Origin of the sequence: Halobacillus sp. Marseille-P3879, from assembly GCF_900240285.1 — a bacterium.
GTDB lineage: Bacteria > Bacillota > Bacilli > Bacillales > Halobacillaceae > Halobacillus_A.
Genome location: NZ_OESS01000001.1, coordinates 783,339 through 802,665, shown reverse-complemented (window position 1 = coordinate 802,665; position 19,327 = coordinate 783,339). Strand labels below are relative to the sequence as shown.

21 protein-coding genes and 1 pseudogene are annotated in these 19,327 nt (G+C 36.0%); 6 read left to right on the top strand and 16 right to left on the bottom strand.

Features of this window, described 5'->3' with window-relative positions; all coding sequences use genetic code 11:
- Window positions 1–26 precede the first annotated feature (26 nt).
- From C1A12_RS04015 to C1A12_RS03995, 5 genes are all read right to left on the bottom strand, one after another.
- Window positions 27–359, bottom strand: a complete 333-nt coding sequence (locus C1A12_RS04015; RefSeq protein WP_200816545.1) for a helix-turn-helix transcriptional regulator — start codon at window positions 357–359, stop codon at window positions 27–29.
- Window position 360: 1 nt separating this feature from the next.
- The gene (locus C1A12_RS04010) at window positions 361–792 is read right to left on the bottom strand and encodes an SRPBCC domain-containing protein (RefSeq protein WP_101842545.1); all 432 of its coding nucleotides are present in this window, start codon (window positions 790–792) and stop codon (window positions 361–363) included.
- A 281-nt stretch (window positions 793–1,073) separates the two neighbouring features.
- The gene (locus C1A12_RS04005; RefSeq protein WP_101842544.1) at window positions 1,074–1,538 is read right to left on the bottom strand and encodes a GNAT family N-acetyltransferase; all 465 of its coding nucleotides are present in this window, start codon (window positions 1,536–1,538) and stop codon (window positions 1,074–1,076) included.
- A gap of 150 nt (window positions 1,539–1,688) precedes the next feature.
- Complete coding sequence (locus tag C1A12_RS04000; RefSeq protein WP_101842543.1) at window positions 1,689–2,336, bottom strand: YdbC family protein; 648 nt, start codon at window positions 2,334–2,336, stop codon at window positions 1,689–1,691.
- 157 nt (window positions 2,337–2,493) lie between these two features.
- Entirely contained in the window at window positions 2,494–3,009 is a 516-nt protein-coding gene (locus tag C1A12_RS03995) for a DinB family protein (protein ID WP_101842542.1), read from the bottom strand.
- 617 nt (window positions 3,010–3,626) lie between these two features.
- Between C1A12_RS03995 and C1A12_RS03990 the strand changes: the two genes are divergently transcribed.
- Window positions 3,627–5,192 (top strand): alpha-amylase family glycosyl hydrolase, encoded by a 1,566-nt coding sequence (locus C1A12_RS03990; protein ID WP_101842541.1) that lies wholly within the window; start codon window positions 3,627–3,629, stop codon window positions 5,190–5,192.
- Window positions 5,193–5,818: 626 nt separating this feature from the next.
- Here the strand turns inward: C1A12_RS03990 and aac(6') are convergent.
- The 4 genes from aac(6') to C1A12_RS03970 all read right to left on the bottom strand — a co-directional run bounded on the left by aac(6') (window position 5,819) and on the right by C1A12_RS03970 (window position 8,759).
- Window positions 5,819–6,253 carry an aminoglycoside 6'-N-acetyltransferase gene (aac(6'), locus tag C1A12_RS03985; RefSeq protein WP_101842540.1) on the bottom strand — a complete coding sequence of 145 codons (435 nt, stop codon included), beginning with the start codon at window positions 6,251–6,253 and terminating at the stop codon, window positions 5,819–5,821.
- Between the two features lie 93 nt (window positions 6,254–6,346).
- The gene (locus tag C1A12_RS03980) at window positions 6,347–7,141 is read right to left on the bottom strand and encodes a PhzF family phenazine biosynthesis protein (RefSeq protein ID WP_159462133.1); all 795 of its coding nucleotides are present in this window, start codon (window positions 7,139–7,141) and stop codon (window positions 6,347–6,349) included.
- A gap of 394 nt (window positions 7,142–7,535) precedes the next feature.
- Window positions 7,536–8,045 (bottom strand): GNAT family N-acetyltransferase, encoded by a 510-nt coding sequence (locus tag C1A12_RS03975; RefSeq protein WP_101842538.1) that lies wholly within the window; start codon window positions 8,043–8,045, stop codon window positions 7,536–7,538.
- A 246-nt stretch (window positions 8,046–8,291) separates the two neighbouring features.
- Complete coding sequence (locus tag C1A12_RS03970) at window positions 8,292–8,759, bottom strand: DUF523 domain-containing protein (protein WP_101842537.1); 468 nt, start codon at window positions 8,757–8,759, stop codon at window positions 8,292–8,294.
- Window positions 8,760–9,345: 586 nt separating this feature from the next.
- Here C1A12_RS03970 and C1A12_RS03965 point away from each other — a divergent pair.
- A complete protein-coding gene (locus tag C1A12_RS03965; protein WP_101842536.1) occupies window positions 9,346–9,852 on the top strand; it encodes a hypothetical protein in 507 nt (168 codons plus the stop codon).
- A 734-nt stretch (window positions 9,853–10,586) separates the two neighbouring features.
- On the opposite strand, the gene C1A12_RS21310 is transcribed toward C1A12_RS03965, so the two are convergent.
- The 3 genes from C1A12_RS21310 to C1A12_RS03945 form a co-directional block, all read right to left on the bottom strand.
- Window positions 10,587–10,682 carry a DUF3953 domain-containing protein gene (locus C1A12_RS21310; RefSeq protein ID WP_235001562.1) on the bottom strand — a complete coding sequence of 32 codons (96 nt, stop codon included), beginning with the start codon at window positions 10,680–10,682 and terminating at the stop codon, window positions 10,587–10,589.
- 663 nt (window positions 10,683–11,345) lie between these two features.
- Complete coding sequence (locus C1A12_RS03950; protein ID WP_159462132.1) at window positions 11,346–11,981, bottom strand: FusB/FusC family EF-G-binding protein; 636 nt, start codon at window positions 11,979–11,981, stop codon at window positions 11,346–11,348.
- A gap of 127 nt (window positions 11,982–12,108) precedes the next feature.
- Entirely contained in the window at window positions 12,109–12,372 is a 264-nt protein-coding gene (locus C1A12_RS03945; protein ID WP_101842533.1) for a CD3324 family protein, read from the bottom strand.
- Window positions 12,373–13,459: 1,087 nt separating this feature from the next.
- Here C1A12_RS03945 and C1A12_RS20910 point away from each other — a divergent pair.
- Entirely contained in the window at window positions 13,460–13,603 is a 144-nt protein-coding gene (locus tag C1A12_RS20910; RefSeq protein WP_145997030.1) for a BA3454 family stress response protein, read from the top strand.
- A 488-nt stretch (window positions 13,604–14,091) separates the two neighbouring features.
- On the opposite strand, the gene C1A12_RS03940 is transcribed toward C1A12_RS20910, so the two are convergent.
- Window positions 14,092–14,409, bottom strand: coding sequence for a hypothetical protein (locus C1A12_RS03940; protein WP_101842532.1), 318 nt, complete (start codon window positions 14,407–14,409; stop codon window positions 14,092–14,094).
- Between the two features lie 68 nt (window positions 14,410–14,477).
- On the bottom strand, window positions 14,478–15,236 hold the full coding sequence (locus C1A12_RS03935) for a hypothetical protein (RefSeq protein ID WP_101842531.1): 759 nt from the start codon (window positions 15,234–15,236) through the stop codon (window positions 14,478–14,480).
- A gap of 826 nt (window positions 15,237–16,062) precedes the next feature.
- Between C1A12_RS03935 and C1A12_RS03925 the strand changes: the two genes are divergently transcribed.
- Window positions 16,063–17,382, top strand: a complete 1,320-nt coding sequence (locus tag C1A12_RS03925; RefSeq protein ID WP_101842529.1) for a chloride channel protein — start codon at window positions 16,063–16,065, stop codon at window positions 17,380–17,382.
- 6 nt (window positions 17,383–17,388) lie between these two features.
- Window positions 17,389–18,000 (top strand): DUF421 domain-containing protein, encoded by a 612-nt coding sequence (locus C1A12_RS03920; RefSeq protein WP_101842528.1) that lies wholly within the window; start codon window positions 17,389–17,391, stop codon window positions 17,998–18,000.
- A gap of 32 nt (window positions 18,001–18,032) precedes the next feature.
- On the opposite strand, the gene C1A12_RS03915 is transcribed toward C1A12_RS03920, so the two are convergent.
- Window positions 18,033–18,362: a hypothetical protein gene (locus C1A12_RS03915; RefSeq protein ID WP_101842527.1), complete on the bottom strand. Its 330-nt coding sequence runs from the start codon at window positions 18,360–18,362 to the stop codon at window positions 18,033–18,035.
- Between C1A12_RS03915 and C1A12_RS21630 the strand changes: the two are divergent.
- Window positions 18,301–18,483, top strand: a pseudogene (locus C1A12_RS21630) (helix-turn-helix domain-containing protein); the annotation flags it as partial. The gene C1A12_RS03915 and the pseudogene C1A12_RS21630 sit on opposite strands and share 62 nt — an antisense overlap.
- Window positions 18,484–18,574: 91 nt before the next feature.
- Here the strand turns inward: C1A12_RS21630 and C1A12_RS03905 are convergent.
- A complete protein-coding gene (locus C1A12_RS03905; protein WP_145997029.1) occupies window positions 18,575–19,078 on the bottom strand; it encodes a hypothetical protein in 504 nt (167 codons plus the stop codon).
- Window positions 19,079–19,327: the final 249 nt, after the last annotated feature.

Below are 19,327 nucleotides of genomic sequence, written 5' to 3'. Positions count from 1 at the left end.
TTTGTCTTTCATAAGGTATTTAACTTTCATTTATTATCTTCTGCTATGCTCTTAATCCATTCTAACTTTCTATCCCAATCCGCAGCTAGATTTGCCATCCATTCTGCTGTTGAAGACAGTTGCTGTGGACACACCTTATATCTTACTTCCCGCCCAACACGATTACTGGATACAAGCCTAGCATCTTTTAAGATTGTTAGATGTTTAACAACTGCCTGACGAGATACAGTTACCATAGTTGCTAATGTTGTTGCTGTAACTTGTCCTCTTAAAGCGATTACGTCAAGTAACTCTCGACGTGTGGGGTCTGCTAAGGCGATCAAGACATTTTCGAAATTACTAATATCTGTAGTTGCCAATTTATTTCTCAGCACGCTTCCGCAGTACTTCCATTTGCATCTCCCAGCCATGGACATTCCCTTTAAAGAACTTTCTTTGCTCTTGTTCGGATACTGCAAGATGTGAAAAGCCACTCTCAACTACTCTGAGTAAAGTTCCCCCGTCCTTTGAAGTCAACTTGAACTCAACTACCGTAGAGTTTTCTCCTTTTGGCTCCTCTCCAGGAAATGAGCTTGCCCACCTACATGCAAGGTAGTTTGGCGGTTCTGATTGTTTAATCAACACTGGGAATTGTCCGTACTTCGTATCCGCCGTCACACGTGATCCATCTACCTGAACCTTGTCTGGACCAGGTGCATCACCCACCCACCATGCTGGTTGGCTAATTAACTCCCATACTGTTTGGATAGGAGCGTTAATAAAAATTTCTCTATTAATTTGATCATTATCCATTACTACTCCTCCTTTTTATAAGTGCAACCAAAGTGTAGCACATATTATTACTTACGAGCAACCTTATTGTTGCACATTAGAGGATGAAATATTTGTAAAAATAATTTTCACCTTTCAAATAGACTTCGTTCCGCACAATCCTTACATTTTTGTTCAAACCATTTAGTAAGAAAAGAGCACAAATCTTGTAAAAGAAATGCTCCCCGTTTGTTTAACACTTGAATTCGAGATATCTTGAAGTTTATCCTAAACTAACGCATCCCTTAGAACTATATGAAATCTTATAAATAACCTTTCATCCTAATTACTTTTCCATCAACTTCTGTACCGACTTCATCCATTCCGAATGAACGATAAAACTTGATCGCGTTGTTATTTGATGGAGAGACTCTTAGATGATACTCACTAACTTCATTGTTTTTAAAGAATTGCTTTGCATATTGGTGTAAAGCTTTCCCTTTACCCTGTCCACGCATTTCGGGTGTTAAATAATACAAGTTTACATACCCAATTTTATTGCCTTCGTATTCACGAATAGTTAATTCAAGCTGTCCGATATATTTACCATCTTCTTTGGCTAAAACAAAACCTTCAGGAAAATCTTTGATTTTTTCATCTAACCAGCTTAAATATTCCTCTTCTTCACCGAAACCCATAGTATTTCCAAAACTTACATAAAATGAATCTTTCCGAAATTCAACTACTGTATCTCGATGTTTCTTTATATCAATTTCCTCAAAGATCATTTTAAGCCCCCTCGTAAATATCAAATCCCTTCTTCAACTATCCTTCTCTGTGTAAAAAAGCTATCGTCTTTATTGAAGAATAGCTCCCCTATACAAGAACACTTGATTTCAAGATATATTGGAGTAGATTATAAAAATGCATCCTATAGTCTAATAGGCTTTTGGACAGACACGCCACGCTTCTTCAACTTTGAATTGTTCTCCTGTTAGTTCTAATACCTCATTCTTAGGTTTGGCTGTTTTTAATAATCCAGGAAAGTGTTCTACCATATAGCGTTGATGATAGCTTTTACTCTCCCATCCAGTTAGTACAAGGAATTCATTGCTTTGCTTTTGAGATAATGCGCATGTCCCCCCAAGTATCCCTTCAGATTTCTGCATTCCTGTGTTCCAAACTTCTTCTTGCATATTTACAAAGTGAATGAGCTTATCTTCTTTAACTTTTGACATGGCAACTCGTATATATTTAGCAATTCTAACAATATTTCCAATGTTTTCTTCCACCCCTGGAACCCTTAGCTTCTGATGGAAAACACTCACATCTATTGAGTCACAGGTGGTTTCTTGGCCAGAATCAATAAAAATTGAGTCATGTTCCTTTTCCATAAATATATTATAATCTGTTTGATTCTCCCAAAATGAGTAAACACAAGCCGTTAATGGTTGTGTTATACTCCAACCACCAATTTGCCCTAAAAAGCCTTTCACTTTACTTAGGGGGTTCCATTGCTTTTGATATTCATAAAATGTTTCTTTGTAACCTTCTTTCACTTTGCAAGAAATTCTTTTTATAATCATTAACTTAAACCTCCATGAACAAAGCCATCTTTATCTAACCTGCTCCATTAGCAAAATAAGCGACAGCAACTGTTTTGCTATCGCTCCCCTATTACTGAATAAATGGGCTACTCTAGTTGGGTTTAAACCATTATTTGGAATTTTTGATACGGTATCCTTATTTATTCTCCCTTTGTCTTAAAAATAAATAAAGTCCATAATCTGTCCCTACAGAAACATAACCCATTTGTCTTAACATAGCTGTAATATTCCCACGGTGATATGTTCCATGATTGACAACATGAGTCACTAACTCGGACACATTCGTTTTCATTAATCCACCTAATGGATTCTCAATTTCAATAGGTTTATCTAAATTCCCCTTTTGACTTAGGAACAACTTGTATTTTTCTGATAACTTAAAAAACATTTCTTCCATTTCATCAATTCCTTTTGCCTCTGTTTCTCTTTGTTGAGAAGCCAACTCCAATGCATAGTTCATACTTTTACCAGAAAAAACCTCTATCCATCCAAGATCAGATAGATAAACATGAGCTAATACATTAGATATCGATGAGAATACACTTTGAACTTCTTGACGATAAACATCTTTTGGAAGCTCTTTTAGTCGGTTAAAAATTTGTTTGTTTGCCCATTCATTATAGTTATACAATTGTAATTCAAGCTGTGCCATTCAAAGATCCTCCCCTTCATGTTTCATACAACTCAAATCTAATTATGAACTATATCATTTTAATTTCCACTAATTTCAACAAAACAGCTATCGGATAAATCGCAGCTCCTGATGTCGGTTTCTTCTCCCCCCGGTTGGAGGAGTATATAAGGGAATGGTTCTTTCACAACCACTCAATAGATTGATCTCAAAAAGTGTCTTCACAAATCTGGCCCTAAATAAAAGGAGCAAACCCTTTTGTTGCAGATTTGCCCCCGATAAAGAAAGAATTGCTTTCAAGTTATTTTGAATGAACGAATTAATATAAATCGCCCTTTCAATTTAGATACAAACGCTGACTCCTTATTTAATGCTTTAGTACAGTGGGGAGCAGGCAATTTATTGAACTTGTCAATATAAATGAAAAACAATAAACCTGTTAACACTACACTGTTATCAGGTTTTTTGATTATATTATAAGTTAAAAGTCTTACGAGCTGAGATTCAACTGGGTATTATCAACCGATATATCTAAAAATTCAAACTAATTGTTGATATCGTTTACAAAAAATAATATACTAACGGTGTAATTAGTTTGCGCAAACGGTTGCACATTATTTTAATAAGGAGTTGGAGAAATGGACAGAAAGAAATGGTCAGCTACAGCTGCGTCCTTTATGCTAGCTGCCTGTCTGTCGTCTGTTGTCCAAGCCGATCCAAAACCTAAAGTATCCGAAGATAGTCTTGATGGTGTCTTTTATGAAATCTATGTCAATTCTTTTTATGATTCAAACGAAGATGGACATGGTGATTTAAACGGGATTACAGAGAAGTTGGATTATTTAAATGATGGTAACCCTAATAACAAGAAAGACCTACAAGTTGATGGTATGTGGTTAATGCCTATCAATCCCTCACCTAGCTACCATAAATATGATGTGACCGATTACTATAGTATAGATCCTGATTATGGTACTCTTGAAGATTTCCAAAAACTAACAGAAGAAGCTAATGAACAGGATACGAAAGTGATTATGGACTTAGTGATTAATCATACAAGCACTGAACATCCTTGGTTTGAAAGTGCTAGTGCTGATCCAGACAGTAAATATCGTGATTATTATGTTTGGGCAGATGAAGATACAGATCTCGATGAAAAAGGTCCGTGGGGACAACAAGTTTGGCATAAAAACCCAAATGGAGAAGGATATTACTACGGTACATTTTGGCACGGAATGCCTGATTTAAATTTTGATTCCCCAGAAGTTAAAGAAGAAATTAAAGATATCGGTAGATTTTGGCTAGATCAAGGGGCAGATGGTTTCCGGTTAGATGCCGCTTTGCACATTTTTGAGGGTGAAACGGAAGAAGGTGCAGAGAAAAATATCGAGTGGTGGAATGAATTTAGAGATGCAATGAAAGAAGCTGACCCAAATGCTTATTTAGTTGGTGAAGTATGGGACGAGCCAGAAGTAGTTGCTCCATACTATCAATCTTTAGATTCTTTATTTAACTTTGATTTAGCTGACACGATTGTAAACTCTGTAAAGAACGGCGAAGATCAAGGGGTTGTTCAAGCTGTCAATTCTACAGATGAATTGTACAAGGAGTATAATCCAAATAAGATTGATGCTACTTTCTTAACAAATCATGACCAAAATCGTGTAATGAGTGAGCTAAGCGGCGATGTTGATCAAGCGAAAACCGCTGCTTCTATTTTATTAACCCTTCCAGGCAATCCTTTTATCTACTACGGTGAAGAAATAGGAATGACTGGGGAAAAACCAGATGAACTTATTCGTGAACCCTTCCGTTGGTATGAAGGAGATGGTGAAGGGCAAACGAGTTGGGAAGAGCCTGTCTATAATACGGGTAATGACGGTAGATCTGTTGAAGCACAGGATAAAGACAAAGACTCTTTATTGAATCATTACCGCGAACTGATTCGCGAACGCAAGAATTACGTAGCATTAGAAAAAGGAGATCTCCAACCATTAGAAACGGATACATCTCAAGTTATTGCTTATACACGTACCTATCAAGACGAAACTGTGAAGGTTTACCACAATATCTCAAATGATCCTGCTGAACTATCCGTGGATAAAAAGGATAAATTGGTTTTTACAAGTGAAAAAGGTACAAAGAAAGTCCAATCATTTCTAAAAGTTCCCGCCCATGCGACTGTATTAGTTAAAAGTAAATAATAATACTAAAAAGAAACTACCAGCAAAAGACAAAAGACTTATATATTGCTGGTAGTTTCTTCAGTATTATTATGTATTATTTCTAGAGCATTCACTTTTTGACTTTGGACAAAATGTATATAGATTTCGCTGCTTTAACTACTGAGGCCGGTCCATCAGCCCCATAATTGAATAATCAGTTCCGTTTAATAACGCCGTTTCTCCTTATACTGGATTTTATACTTGTACATTCTCGTATCTTAAATATAATGGTCGATATTTAACTTTTTAGGAAAGTCTGATGCAACTATTTGGGTGATTTCGAATGATAGAGAAACTTTAGAATTATATTTATAGATTTTATTATTAAGTCTTCTTGCGATTTCCTCAACGTGGTCTTCGTTACCAACTGATAATATCAGAATGAATTCATCACCGTCAAAAAGAAACAGACGAACGTTTTCCTTATGTAACAATTGATCAATTGGAAGTCACAGCTCATTCCAAAAGAGTTAATCCAAGGTTCACGACCTTATCGACAAAGTGTCAACAAGGATTGGCGACACCTCTTATTAAATAATCGCTCACGTTTCTTGAATAAACAATAATTAGCTGGTTGATTGAAGAAACCTCAATTTACATCCGTCTTATAACAGCTTTTTAAAACAAATAATTCGATTTGCTTCACTAAATCCCAATTTAAGATGCATTGCTACGCTTTCTTCATTTTCTAATTCACAATCACTAGCAAACTCATCACAACCTTTTTTCTTAGCCCAATTCTCACAAGCACTAACTAATTTTTTAGCAAAGCCTTGTTTACGAAAGGCTTCTTTTACGTAAAGTCCTTCTAAATATCCTACCGGACTTGAACTGGTCCCTTCAACATAATCGTAGCGCAGTTGGCATTGTGCAAACCCAATTGCTTCACTGCTATGATAAGCTAAAATAACCGTTGCCTCAGGCTGAGCAATAAGATGCGTTATTTCTTGTATAAATTCCTCCAAAGTGTGATCTGGCCAAAGCAGTAAGGCAAGGTGAGCAACTTCTTTTACTTCTGATATTGTCGCCTCTTTTAGCATATAGGACCTCCAAATTAATTCTACACATCGCTTAAATATTCGATTAACGATTATTCTATTTATTATCAATTCGTAATACAGAATTGCCCCCGATTATGTATTAACTCTTTTGTGAAAATGCCCTTTAATTAAAGTTACACAGTCACCAATTAACTCTACATGGTCTCCTGTGACGTTCATTTCAATTTCTCCACCACGGGAAGAATTCTGAAATGCTAAGAACCTATCTTTTTGTAGAATATCCTTCCAGTAGGAGGCTAATGCGCAATGTGCAGACCCAGTGACATAGTCTTCACTTATGCCAATCTTAGGAGCAAAATATCTTGAGACAAAATCATATGGCTCGGAGCTTCGACTTGTTATTACCAAACCTGTACCATCTAATTCTTTAATTTTTTCTAAATCAGGAATAGCACTTTTAACCTCCGTATCTGATCCCAATTCAATAATATAACGATCTTCTGCCCAGGCTAGTTTTTTAATTTGATGATTTATTACATATTTAAAATGATCAGCAGCCTCTACTGATTCTGCATATTTAATCTTAAACGTTAGTTTAATTTTGTTTTCTACTTGCTCTGCGTAAAGTGTACCTGCTTCCGTATTGAATTGAATAATAGAACTATTTACACATTCTTCAAATAATACGTTTGCTGCTCCCAAGGTTCCATGTCCACATAAAGCAATTTCACTTATGGGTGTAAACCATCTCAGGTTGTAACCTTCTTGATCCTTTTTTACGAAGGTAGTTATTGGTTGATTAATCTCTTGCGCGTAGGATTTCAGCCATTCATCTGACTTTTCTTCATTCAATAAAACAATTGCCGCGGGGTTTCCCTTAAACGGATCTTTTGTAAATGCATTAATTAAATAAAAGTCGTCTTCCACTTTAAACACCTTCCTTTACTACCGTAAGCAGAATTAAATATATTAAACAGTAGCTCCCCTTTACGGAAAGACTCGATTCCAAGTTATTAACAGGATTCTCCTTCATCTCAGTGTATTTTTTAGTTATATAAGTCCTCTTGAACATTACTCAATGTAATGAAGAACGGCAATAATACAATCAAAGACATATTCCAATATCCTAGAGTGAAAATCTTTTGTGTCTGCCCTGAAATGTATTAAGAATTACCACAGTAGGGTAGGATTTTCCGCTCTTCGAAAACCCTAATGACTAAATATCACATATTGACCACTTGAAATTACAGCTTGCACATCGAGCCATAAGCCACTCTCCCTCTTAAATATTATATTGAAGTCTAGCCCCTACTGGAAAATGTTACTTATTCCACTCCGATGCTAATAGGCCCATAAAATAGGTGTCGTAATATTTCCCATCGATATAAGTGTGGTTCCTTAGTTCCCCTTCTTTTACAAAACCAATTTTTTTGTATAAACCATAAGCTTGTTCATTTTTTCCTCTCGTTGTTAAATAGATCTTGTTTAAGCGAAGTTGGTTAAACCCAATATTAAGAATTTCTTCTATCGCATATTTACCTACTCCTTGACCTCTAGACTCAGGGGCAAGTAGGATTCCTAAGCTAGCTCTACCATGGCCATATTCGATATTTTGAAGGAAGATCCATCCAACTAGTTCACAATCTTTATCCTCAATCGATAATAAAAGATCACCATTTTGCCTTTTTTGTTCAACGTGCGTTACCGTTTCTTCGTATGTTAGTGGCGTTCTCCCAACCGTTTGTAAGGACACTGGATCATTAAACCAACGGTGGAGTTCGCGAATATCTTTCGTTTCAAATGCTCGAAAAGAAATAGGTTTATTATTCATGACTTATTACCTCCTAAAAGTCCTAGAGCTGGTAACATTATAATCCAGGAAGGAACCAGCTTACAGCTGTGCCGAGAGCATTTATGAATGCTTCTTAAAGGTGAAAAATTCATCCTGTCTGGCTACTTTGAATGGAGAAATAAATTACCAGTCCTCTTGATGTTATAACAATTAATTATCTCGAATCCAGAATCGTGGACTTAATTGCTCTTATTGAACTATCGCTCCCCTTTAATTGAAGATAAACTATATTATCTCATCAAAATTATCGGCAAACCGTTCTTCTGAAATTACTCGTAAACCGTTTCTTTTGAGCAAAGCAGTTGTAACTCCATTTCCTGCAATTTTCTCTCCTATAAATTCACCATTATAAATCATTGAACTTCCACAGGATGGACTATTCTCCTTAAGAACAACTACTGTTGCATTAATATCTTTAGCTTTGTTTAAAGTAGTGTAAGCTCCTTTTATGCATAATTCCGTAACGTCTCTACCTGACTTCTCGACTACTTTAGCTTTCCCATCCAATACATCTCCCCCGCTACCCCCTATTATTTCAGCAGGTTCTCTGGGGGTTGAAAATCCACCAAGTAATTCCGGGCATACAGGTATTGCCTTATTCTCTTCTATTAGTTTACTGATCTTATGATCTAAACTATGTCTGCCGTCATATCTTACCTCTAACCCTGCTAAACAAGAACTCACTAATATCATTGATAACACCTCAATTTTAGCACCTTATGATCTTGTACCATTAACTTAAGTTTCGATTTACTCTCTAATAATTCCTTCCATATTCCACAATCTGGTCCTCTAAAAGCAAAGAGCACTACCCCTTTTATTCAAGGATAGCCCCCGTTTTTATAAGACTTGATTTCGAGATATTTTCCTTCGCTTATAAAATTCTAAATTGTTTATGTATTACTTTAAGAAGAGCCATACCAATACTAGAATCACAGCTATTTTACTTCAGAACATAACTTGTTTATTTCTCAACCTTCACCTCCTTCTACAATTATTGATATTGAGCAATCGATCCCCGTTTGTTTAAGACTCAGTTTCAAGGTTCTATTACCAACATATTTATAGAAGTGGGGCTCTATGATTATTTAGTAATCTTCACCTTTTACTAAAAATAGTATATAAGATACCGTGGTAAAAATTATAAAAACAAAAATAGTATATTTTTCCTTATTTTACATAAATTCGATGAAAAATTCTATGAAATATAGTAAGGTTGGACACGGTTCATGGTATTTCTATTATGTTTTTTGTAAATATATTATAGGGAGGAATAATAATGAAGAAAATAATTAACGGTAATTGGAGAATAATAATTTCTATTTTTTGTGCCGCTGTAATTTTATTCTCTGCATCAGCGCCTTCAGTTAGTGCAACTGTAAATCAAGATGCCGAACTACAAAGTGAAGAAAAATTAAGTAAAGAAGAAATGGATAAAATAATTCAGGAAACAGCCCATGAAATTAATTTGGAAGCCCCAAGAGTAGATAATGGCGAATTTACAACAATGGCAGGAGGTACTCTACTTCTAAAGCTTACCAAACATTTTGGTAAAAGTTATGTCAAATCAAAACTACCCAAAAAAATATACAAAGCTTTCCCTAAAGCCCTTAAAAGTGATGTTAGTGAGGCAAAATGGGTAGGTATTTGGAATACATATATTTTAATGGGGCCTTTAGATGAAGTTAAAACTAACGTTGCTAATTCTTTAAAGCCATACGTTTGGGACTGGGTTGCTACTAGCTGTGGTTATATTGCCCAAGGGATTGTATACGCGATAATATAAAAAAAGACACATCTTTGGATTAAAGATAAGGGGTGAGAATTTGCGAAAATTATTACTAATTGTTTCCATGATTTTATCTGTTTATGTATCAGTCTTAAATTTTTTAAACCATAGTTACTTTGATGGTACAATAATGGCCATTGTTTTTCTCTTAATACTTATTGAATTGATAAGACAAACCAATAACAGAACATCTATATCAGAAAAATAGTTATAGTTTATTGATAAGAGAAATGTAACTTAATAAGGATTATTATTAAATAAGCAACTTGAGTCTTAGCAAGTTGCTTATTTATCATCTCGAATTCAAGTCTTCCCACTCCTGCTAGTTAGTTAAGTTAAGCTAAATTAGCTATGCCATGGGCTATACGACACCAAGCAAAATTAGTTTATTATTTCGAAACTGAGTATTCAACTATTCTCCCCATTAGCCAAAAATGCGAAATTGCTCATAATGAACAATCGCTCCCGTTAACGAAAGGCTTGTGTTCGAGACATCTAAGCTTCAGTTTTTCTATTTGCTCGATATTCTACTCCAAAATAGAAAACAGCAATCAGAAATAAGATATTAGAAAAGAGCAACACAAACCCGTTCCACTCCCCATTAAATATCGTTACATTTACCAGGGTTATGGTATGCATTAAAAAAACAACAATAAACAGAATTGAATAAGTCCTCAAGATGACACCCTCCAATATTACAGAACATAAATTATAAACATTTTTCACTTGCTTTATAAAGTATAAATACCAACAAAAAAACTAAATCCAGCTGCAAGTAAAGCTGTGAAAGCGATTGGTTTTCGTTTTTGAAATTCAGTAATCCCCATAACAAGAAGTAATCCACCCAGTAATAGCAAAACATAAGGTATTATTAATCCAGTTTTTCCAGTGATCAAACCATAACTACATAGAAGCTACTACAACAGTCGCCAAAATCATTCTAAGTATTTTCACCAGTACTTCCCACTCTCTAATTCCACCAAAAATCAGTGCTCTTATTTCACATACGATACTAACCCAATTTAGTTTCAAAACTAGCCTTATCTCGAATTCAAGTCTTCAACTAATGCTGCCCTATACTAGAAGATCGATTTCAAGATATAGCAGATAAATTATGGTGTTGGAACACTACAATCTGTATTTGAAATTAGTGTCCAAAACCGTACTTTACTTACCTAAAACACCAAAAGGAAAAGAAAAATGATACTTAGCGTTGTAAATCCGCATTTTCCTGACGCCACCCCATCTAAACAAACAACCTGCAACTATTCCAAATGCAACATTCTCCCCAAATAGTGGTCCAGCCATCATCAATTCTTTTAATGTAAGTCATCATTCATCTTATTGTCTAATCATAACCGTTAATTACAATATCTTCCCTTTCAAAAGGAGTATACTCTTACATGTAGATACCTTCAGCTTTTTTGATTGACTTAATGCAATTCACCAATTTTTCGATCGAATTTAATTGCTTCTAAATAATCAAACATTTAACGACTTAAATGAGACAGAAACTCATCCAGCTTATCAAGACGAGTCAGATTTTGATTACAAGCCTCTCCATCACTGCAAATATAATTTCCTTTTTTCTTGTACGTACCTATTTCTTTTCCCTTTCGTTCCACTAAGAAAAGCCCGGTCTTTTCATACCGCCCGCAAATCGAGCAAATCCCTTTCTGTGCTGCTTTCTGAAAAGTTCCATACACACCCCACAGTTTTCCTTCCCTTACTGTGACGATAAACTTTTTATGGGTACCCGGGTCCCACCACGTAAGATATGTGATCAGCTTTGTATCCATACCGTCCAAATCAGGGACTTTAAGCTTTTTTACTTTAGGAAAAAGCTTTTTGATCTGCTTTTCTGTCGCTTGAAAAGGAATTATGAATGGATGCATCTCTGCTAATATTTGCTCAACCTCACGCTCATCCTTAACAGCATTCATCCGTTCCACCAGCTGCATCTCTTCCTTCGCACAATGCTGAAATTGATGCAAAATGCTGTCCTCAACTATTCCCCGGACCGCTTTGATGACATTAGTGTCTGTGGAGCTGATCCGTGCATTCACTAGTTTAAGACCTTGATACTTTAGAAAATGATATTGATAAGGGGCCAAAAACGGTTCCATACAAACTCCACCTTTATTTTTGTGATACATTTAAGTTTACGAAAAATTCCCTAGAGCTCCTATGCAGACTTTCCTTTAGAATTAAAAATGACATAAAAAAGAAGACCCTGACAGCAGGTCTTCCACTTTATTTCGTATAAACAATCTTCTTTATTGTTTCTACGGATAGATAGTACTTCTCCATAAGTTCATCGATGGAGATCCCAGCTTTAAAGTCTGATTTTATCGAAAGATTGCGCTCTTTCATAAAAGCTTTCGCCCCAGAACGAGCTCCCCATTTTTCATAAGCACCTTTCGGCTTTGGAATGTAGAGAGTCTTTCCCTGGACATATCTCTGGATTTCTTCAATGAGCTCCTGCGGCAGGACCTCGTTAGCTTTTACATAATTCATACAGACAGCCCCTTCTCTTTACTTACATACATAAATGGAAGGTACAAAGTCTGTGGTCAGTGTTGTAAAAGCGATCCTAAGCGAATGATCACCTCATGCAAAGCATCGCCCGTCTAACCAATAGACTTTGCATGATTTGCTGCAATATAAGGCATCATAGCCATCATCACCCTTTGTTTTTTATTCTACAACCATTATATCGGCTTGTGAGGCTGCCTGCCAGTTAAGCTTTACTGAAAAAAGAAGGTTTTTCTTAAACTGAATTAAACCGTAGATTTCTCTATTGCTTTAATAAGTAAATCATCGAGCACTCAAATTCCTGTCCGAAACCTTGCCTCACATGATCCCCTATAGCAAAATGAATTATTTTTCCATCTGCTATATTCCGAATTTCACTTTAATCATTTTTTATACCACCTTTTCACTTCTTATATTTTACCTCTACTTACTCGTAAATAAAAAACGGTCTTCCAAATTGAACAATCGCTCAAATTTGTTATTTTATGACATTTGAATAGATGTTCTGTAGAAGGTATAGATTTCCATTAATAATGTTTAGTATGATCAAAACGATTAGTGAATCCATGAAATTGATTAATGTACCTATATAGGATAATTTTCGGCTTATCTTCACTACCTCATAACTTTATACCCATCAAATTAAAGGTTATATATTCAAGACCCTACTTTTTTTGATCTGGGAAGGTAGAGATTATAACAGAAAGAGATTTGCATATAATGAATTGTTATTTAGGAGAAAGGGTGATGATTTTGAATAAAGTGATTTGTTTTAAAGGCTCCCCTTATTACGTGGTAACCGAAGTCGATTCTTACTATTTCTGCCTTCGACTTAATCAACAGTTAAAGCCAGATCAAAAATTTGGCATTTCCCGAATTAAGATACCTAAAAAGGAATGTGGAATGTACAAAACATAAAAACACACTCTTATTTTATACAATGAACGAACTTCTTTTATAAAAAGATCACACTTTGGACGGTAATTTTCAATAAACCTTTACGTAAAATCTATCAAAACTTAAAAAATCACATTTACAATATAAGTATCAAGGAAGGAGGAAGAACAAAATGTACGAGTATATAATCAAAGTAACAATCAAGGGAAAAATTTATCAAACCAATGTAATAGCTAACAAAAACAATTCAGAAAAAGAAGTGTATCAAATTGCAAAAGAACAAGTTTTAAAAAACAATGGCCAAATTAAACAGTAACATTGGTTATTAATTTCTACGATTAGAGTTTTACTCCTTTTATTATATACATATAGGTCTACATCAATGTTTTGAAGGGTAGTAACCTGATCCGTTAGAACAATAAGCGATAGCCACTATGCAACTATCGCTCCCGATTATGTAAGACTTGAAGTCAAGATAATATCACTTTAGTACAAGTCACTACTATTACCTTGCATTGCTGAAAAAAAGTAAATTGTATATTATTATTTTCCTTGTTCTGTATTTCCGACTTTCAAAGCCAACAATAATATAGAAATAGTTAATGGTACGAAAATGATCATCTTCAACCATCATTTCACTGGAAAAATTTAATGTCGTTTTTTATTAATCAGAGACAATCAATCCATTTAAAGTCCCCATTACTTTAAGAATAGATAATAAGACATTCCATAAAAAAACACAATAAAAAAGCACTCCTTTTAGAGTGCTAAAACACATAACTAACTATTTTTGACAGCTAACCTTTATAATCGACTTGTAATTGATTGATACACTTTTCGATTTAGAGGGCGAACTAAAACGTAAAGAATTATACCGCATATAATAATTACACCCATCAAATAAGTAGCAAATTCAAAAACTAATCCACCAGTAGTATTTAATACTTTAGATAGAGTTAAAAAGACCAATGAGAGAGCAAACACCAAAAGCCACACTGGAAATTTCTTAATTAAATTATCGTCAGTTTTTAATCTAAGTTTCCCACTAACGTTTTTAGAGAGAATAAGCACTATAAGTAAATACGTAATTATTAATATTACCCCAATAACTAAGTGTCCCAACTCATCAACTCCTTTTCCTTATAATAGCAAAGTAGTCGGAACTACTGTATAGCCCCAACTACTTAATTTTAAATCTGATTAAATTCTCTATGTGCTGCATTTACCTTTTGACTATAAGTAATTATTGTCCAAATCGTTCCAACTCCAGGGATAGCCTTAGCAAACTTACCCGCTATCCTTTTAGCAACTGTCCATGAGAGCAAATCTCCACCTCTTACGGCAGCTACTACTGCGTCGAGAAGACCAGTAATCCCCAGGGATATAATGTCATATTCAGCCGACCTCACGTTATTTGCTGCTGCCCTAAAGTCTCTATACTTATAATTAGTGGTCCTAGTAAATTTGTGATCCGTAGGAATAATAGCCACAGCATCACCATCTGAGTACTGTTTCCATCTAATATCGGCCACATAAGAACCTCCTGAACTTGTTACATACGAAGCAGCACTTACTAAACCACTATTCTCCTCTGGGTTGGATGGTACACTTGTAATCTCTTTCTTACTATCATCTGTGACTTTTATGTCTTCTCCATCATCTTCAATAAATTGAACCTCCGTATCTACTAGTTTCTTTTTATCTCCCACCAATTCATACTTTTTTATTTTCACTTTCTCTTTGTTATTACCTACTTCCTTAACTCTTTCATGAAATTCGTAAGTCTTTTCATCGATAGCTAATTGATAAATTACTTCATCATCTGCTTCCTTAATTAATTTTTGTGTTGGTTGACTTGTTCCTCCCTTTTGAGCGAGCGCAGTATAAGGACTTACTGTCGAAAAAACCAAAATCATAGCTAATAAAACGAACAAGGACTTTTTTAACATAACATCTTCCTCCTATATGTAATTTACAAGTTTAATATACCATATTTTTCCATTTATTAGTACACATAGGATTAAATTAAATTCAGGAAATATATCGTGAATATAACACTTTAAGTGATTTAGAATTTTATAATCATTCACAATTCTATTGTCTCAACGCAATACACCTTACCAAATTGATAGTTGAGTAGTTACAAGTAAAAACTTTAATACCTCCTGATTAAAACGTTTTACTACTACACCCTTAAATAATATAAGTCTAAAAACGCTTGTGAACGAACCAAGCAATTGCCCTTGTGTTACAATTCCCCTCTTTGGTTTATGCTGATTTCCATTATTCACAGACGATTTAGCATCTCCATTATAGAATTTCAATTACCTTCCTTGTTCCTCTATTTAAAACCTCAATATTATACATACGAATTCAATACAGTTTAGTTTCAAAATTGGTGATTATCTTAAATTCAAGTCTTCCAGATAACTGCCCTTAAGTAGAAGACTCACTTTCGAGATAAAGCAGATAAAACATGGTGTTGGATGTGTAAAGGGAAATTGATATGCTTAGCGTTGTAAATACGCATTTTCCTGATGCTACCCCATTATAAGCTTCCATAAAAGCATCGGTAATTTGTGCGTTTGGACGACCAAACTTCTATCCTTTCTGCATAGCTAAATCAATTCCTTCTCGGTCATCCTATGCCTGGCCCAGATCTTCGAAATCGCAGTCTCTAACCCCCATTTATTCCACCCATGTTTTCATAATTCTATTCCATTAGGCAAAACTAGAACCGACATTCCCACTAGATGCAAATGAGGTGATTGGTGGATGCTTCTAAAGTATAAAAACTTCTTTTCAATTCTGGGATTATGGATCTTCTTCGGGAGCATAATTGGTTTAATCGTCGGCTCGGCAACCACTTTCCTTTTAGAAGTGAACGATTTTCTTGGAGATGAGGTTCGGTTAAAAAGAGATTGGCTCATCTACTTCCTCCCCCTTGGAGGAGCTCTCATAGGATATGTGTATATGAACTACGGCAAGGTGTTTCTGAATAACACCTTAAATGACACGGCGGAATTAAATAATCTGGTGATCGATTCCATTCATGGGAAAAAAGAAGTGCCGCGGCGGATGGGGGGAATCGTCTATCTCGGTACCTTTATAACCGTTCTGTTTGGCGGATCAACGGGCAGGGAAGGCGCAGCTATCCAGATGGGCGGCAGTGTAGCGGCTACCGTCAATAAATTCTTTAAGTTAAACAAACTGGACAGAAAAACGCTGCTGATGAGCGGAATAAGCGCCGGCTTTGGAGCTGCCTTCGGGGCACCCATCACCGGTGCTGTATTTGGCATGGAAATGACGGCATTAGGAAAACTGAGATTGGAAGCATTTGTTCCTTGTCTGACGGCAAGCTTCGTCGGCCACTATGTAACGACGGCAGCATGGGGACATGAGCACGAATCATTCATCCTCCAGAGCGTGCCGGAAGGATCGATGATTACTTTTATGAAGGTGATTCTATTAGCTGTCATATTCAGCCTGGTTAGCGTATGCTACTGTCAGCTGAGGAACGGAATCCAGAATATTTCTGAGAAACTTTTTAATAAAAATCATGTGAAACGAGCCTTCGTGGGAGGACTGATTGTTGTAGGACTCACACTCCTCGCGGGGTCCCAAGATTATAACGGCCGGGGATTACAGATGCTTGAACAATCTTTTCAGGAGGACGTTCCTCCCTTTGCCTTCCTGGCGAAGCTGGTATTTACGGCGGTAACTTTAGGCAGCGGATTTGTTGGCGGGGAAGCAATTCCTTTATTTTTCATTGGTGCCACACTGGGCAATGCTTTACATGCCTTTGTTGACTTGCCCCTGTCTTTTCTTGCAGCCCTAGGATTAATTTCGGCCTTTTGTGCAGGGGCCAACACCCCTTTGGCCGCATTCCTTTTAGCGATGGAGATGTTTGACGGAAAAGGACTGGAGTTCTTTTTGGTGGCCTGTTTAGTCAGTTATCTTTTTTCAGGACATCACGGACTATGGTCTTCTCAAAAAATTTACGGCCTTAAGAGCAGGTTATATCGTATTCCCCCGGGAAAAACGCTAGAAAATGTGGAGAAAAATAAAAAGCCAAATGGATGGCCAAGGAGGTAGATGCTTATGGATTTTAACTTCATATGGAAAGCCATTGTCGTGGTGGTTGGCGGTGTCCTTATTTTACGGTTAGCCGGCCGAAAGTCCATCTCCCAGCTTACGGTAGCCCAGACGGTCATGATGATTGCGGTTGGATCCTTGATTATTCAGCCGGTTGGCGACCGGAACATCTGGATTACCATGGCGATCACCTTTCTCATGGTCTTGACTCTTCTATCGATTGAGTATGTGGTTCTGAGATCAAATACTTTGGAAACCCTCATCTATGGAAAGTCACTTCTAGTCGTCGAAAACGGCCAGATTAATGAAGCAAATTTAAAAAAATTGCGCTTAACGGTCGATATGCTTGAGGTACGTATGCGACAGCAGAACATCAAGCATTTTTCTGATTTGCAATGGGCGACCATAGAATCCAATGGGCAGTTAGGGTATATGCTGAAGCCTGATAAGGATTATGCGACGAAGGAGGATATTCAAATGCTCAAATCGTTGATTGAAGCCCGGCAGGCTAAACCACAAAATGATACGTCGAATGCTCAATCCGGTGCCTCGGATAACTTGTTTACCGAGGTTAAAAATAGAAAGCATAAGGAAAAGCCCAAAAAGAAGCTGGATTAGGAGTAAAAATTATAAGCCTTGAAGTTCCAGACTTAATGTATCCTAAGACTACTTTCTTTTATTAAGGTAGTTGGATTCAAACCATTGAAAATACTTTCTATGATTAGTTTTTGGACGTAATTTGCTCTTGGTCCAATTAAAACCTCCATATCTTCCATGGCTTTTTCATCTAGGTAAAGAACAAAAAAGTCTTTTTTCAACTTTTCTGTTTTTAAACGTTCAAACAGCCTAGCTTGATCTTCGAGGGACATTCCATCTTTGCTTCGTTCCCGTGTTATTAGTACCGTCAAGTAAAGTAAAGGATTAGATGCTGCAAGAGCTCGGGGACGAAAAGGTGGACGGCCAAAAAAAGACCAATCCAAGTTGGATATGGCCTTTCGCATGTATGATAGTAAAGAATATAGCATAAATGAAATTTTAAATGCCACAGGTATAGGAAGAGCTACGTTCTACCGTTATTTAGGAACAAGAAAGAAACAATAGTTCAATTACACAATCCTATATTACGATTATGCCTTTACTATTTTTTATTAATTCCGCATTTTGCTGGTGGTACCCCTACTAGAAGATAGGATTACTCTTCGCTTTTTTTCATATAATCCTTTTTTACTTCTCCAGCCATATGGAGTAAACAAGCAAATAAAACATCTCCCCAAGCAGAAGTTAAATCCCAGTTAATGGAATTTCCATAATAAAAGAAAGCATAGGGCAACAGTAAAATAAATACAAATATTTTATTGGATACCACATTATATGGCTCGTCTTTAGTACTCTCCTTAACAAATGTCTCACCTAAGTCGTGCTCTAAAGAAGAAAAATCCAGGTTATCAAAAGATGGTATTGAATTCACGACTTTTTTCATTTCAAAAAAAGAGGAATTTATTCTCGGCATCTTCACCTGAAATAATGAAGGATCAATTTTTGGGCTTTCCAATCGAAACATTGAGGGATCAACTCTTGGTATCTCCATCCGTAACATTGAGGGGTCAATCTTTGGGATTTCCAACCGAAACATTGAAGGATCAATCTTTGGGATTTCCATCCGAAACATTGAAGGATCAATTCTTGGTATCTCCATCCGTTTATAATCTATATTAAGCACCTTCTTTATAGATAAAGTGTTTTTAAACCCAAGTTTCTTTACATTAAAAATTAAAATTCTTATATAATCGCCAAACTTTAATTATAGAATACTTTTCTGTAAATTCCTTTATCTAATTCACTTTTCCAGCTCATCTCAATCGGGTTGAACACCCCTGAATGTACACTTTACACCTTGATATTACAGTGTTTCAATTTGTCTGTACAGAGTGTACTCAGATTGAAC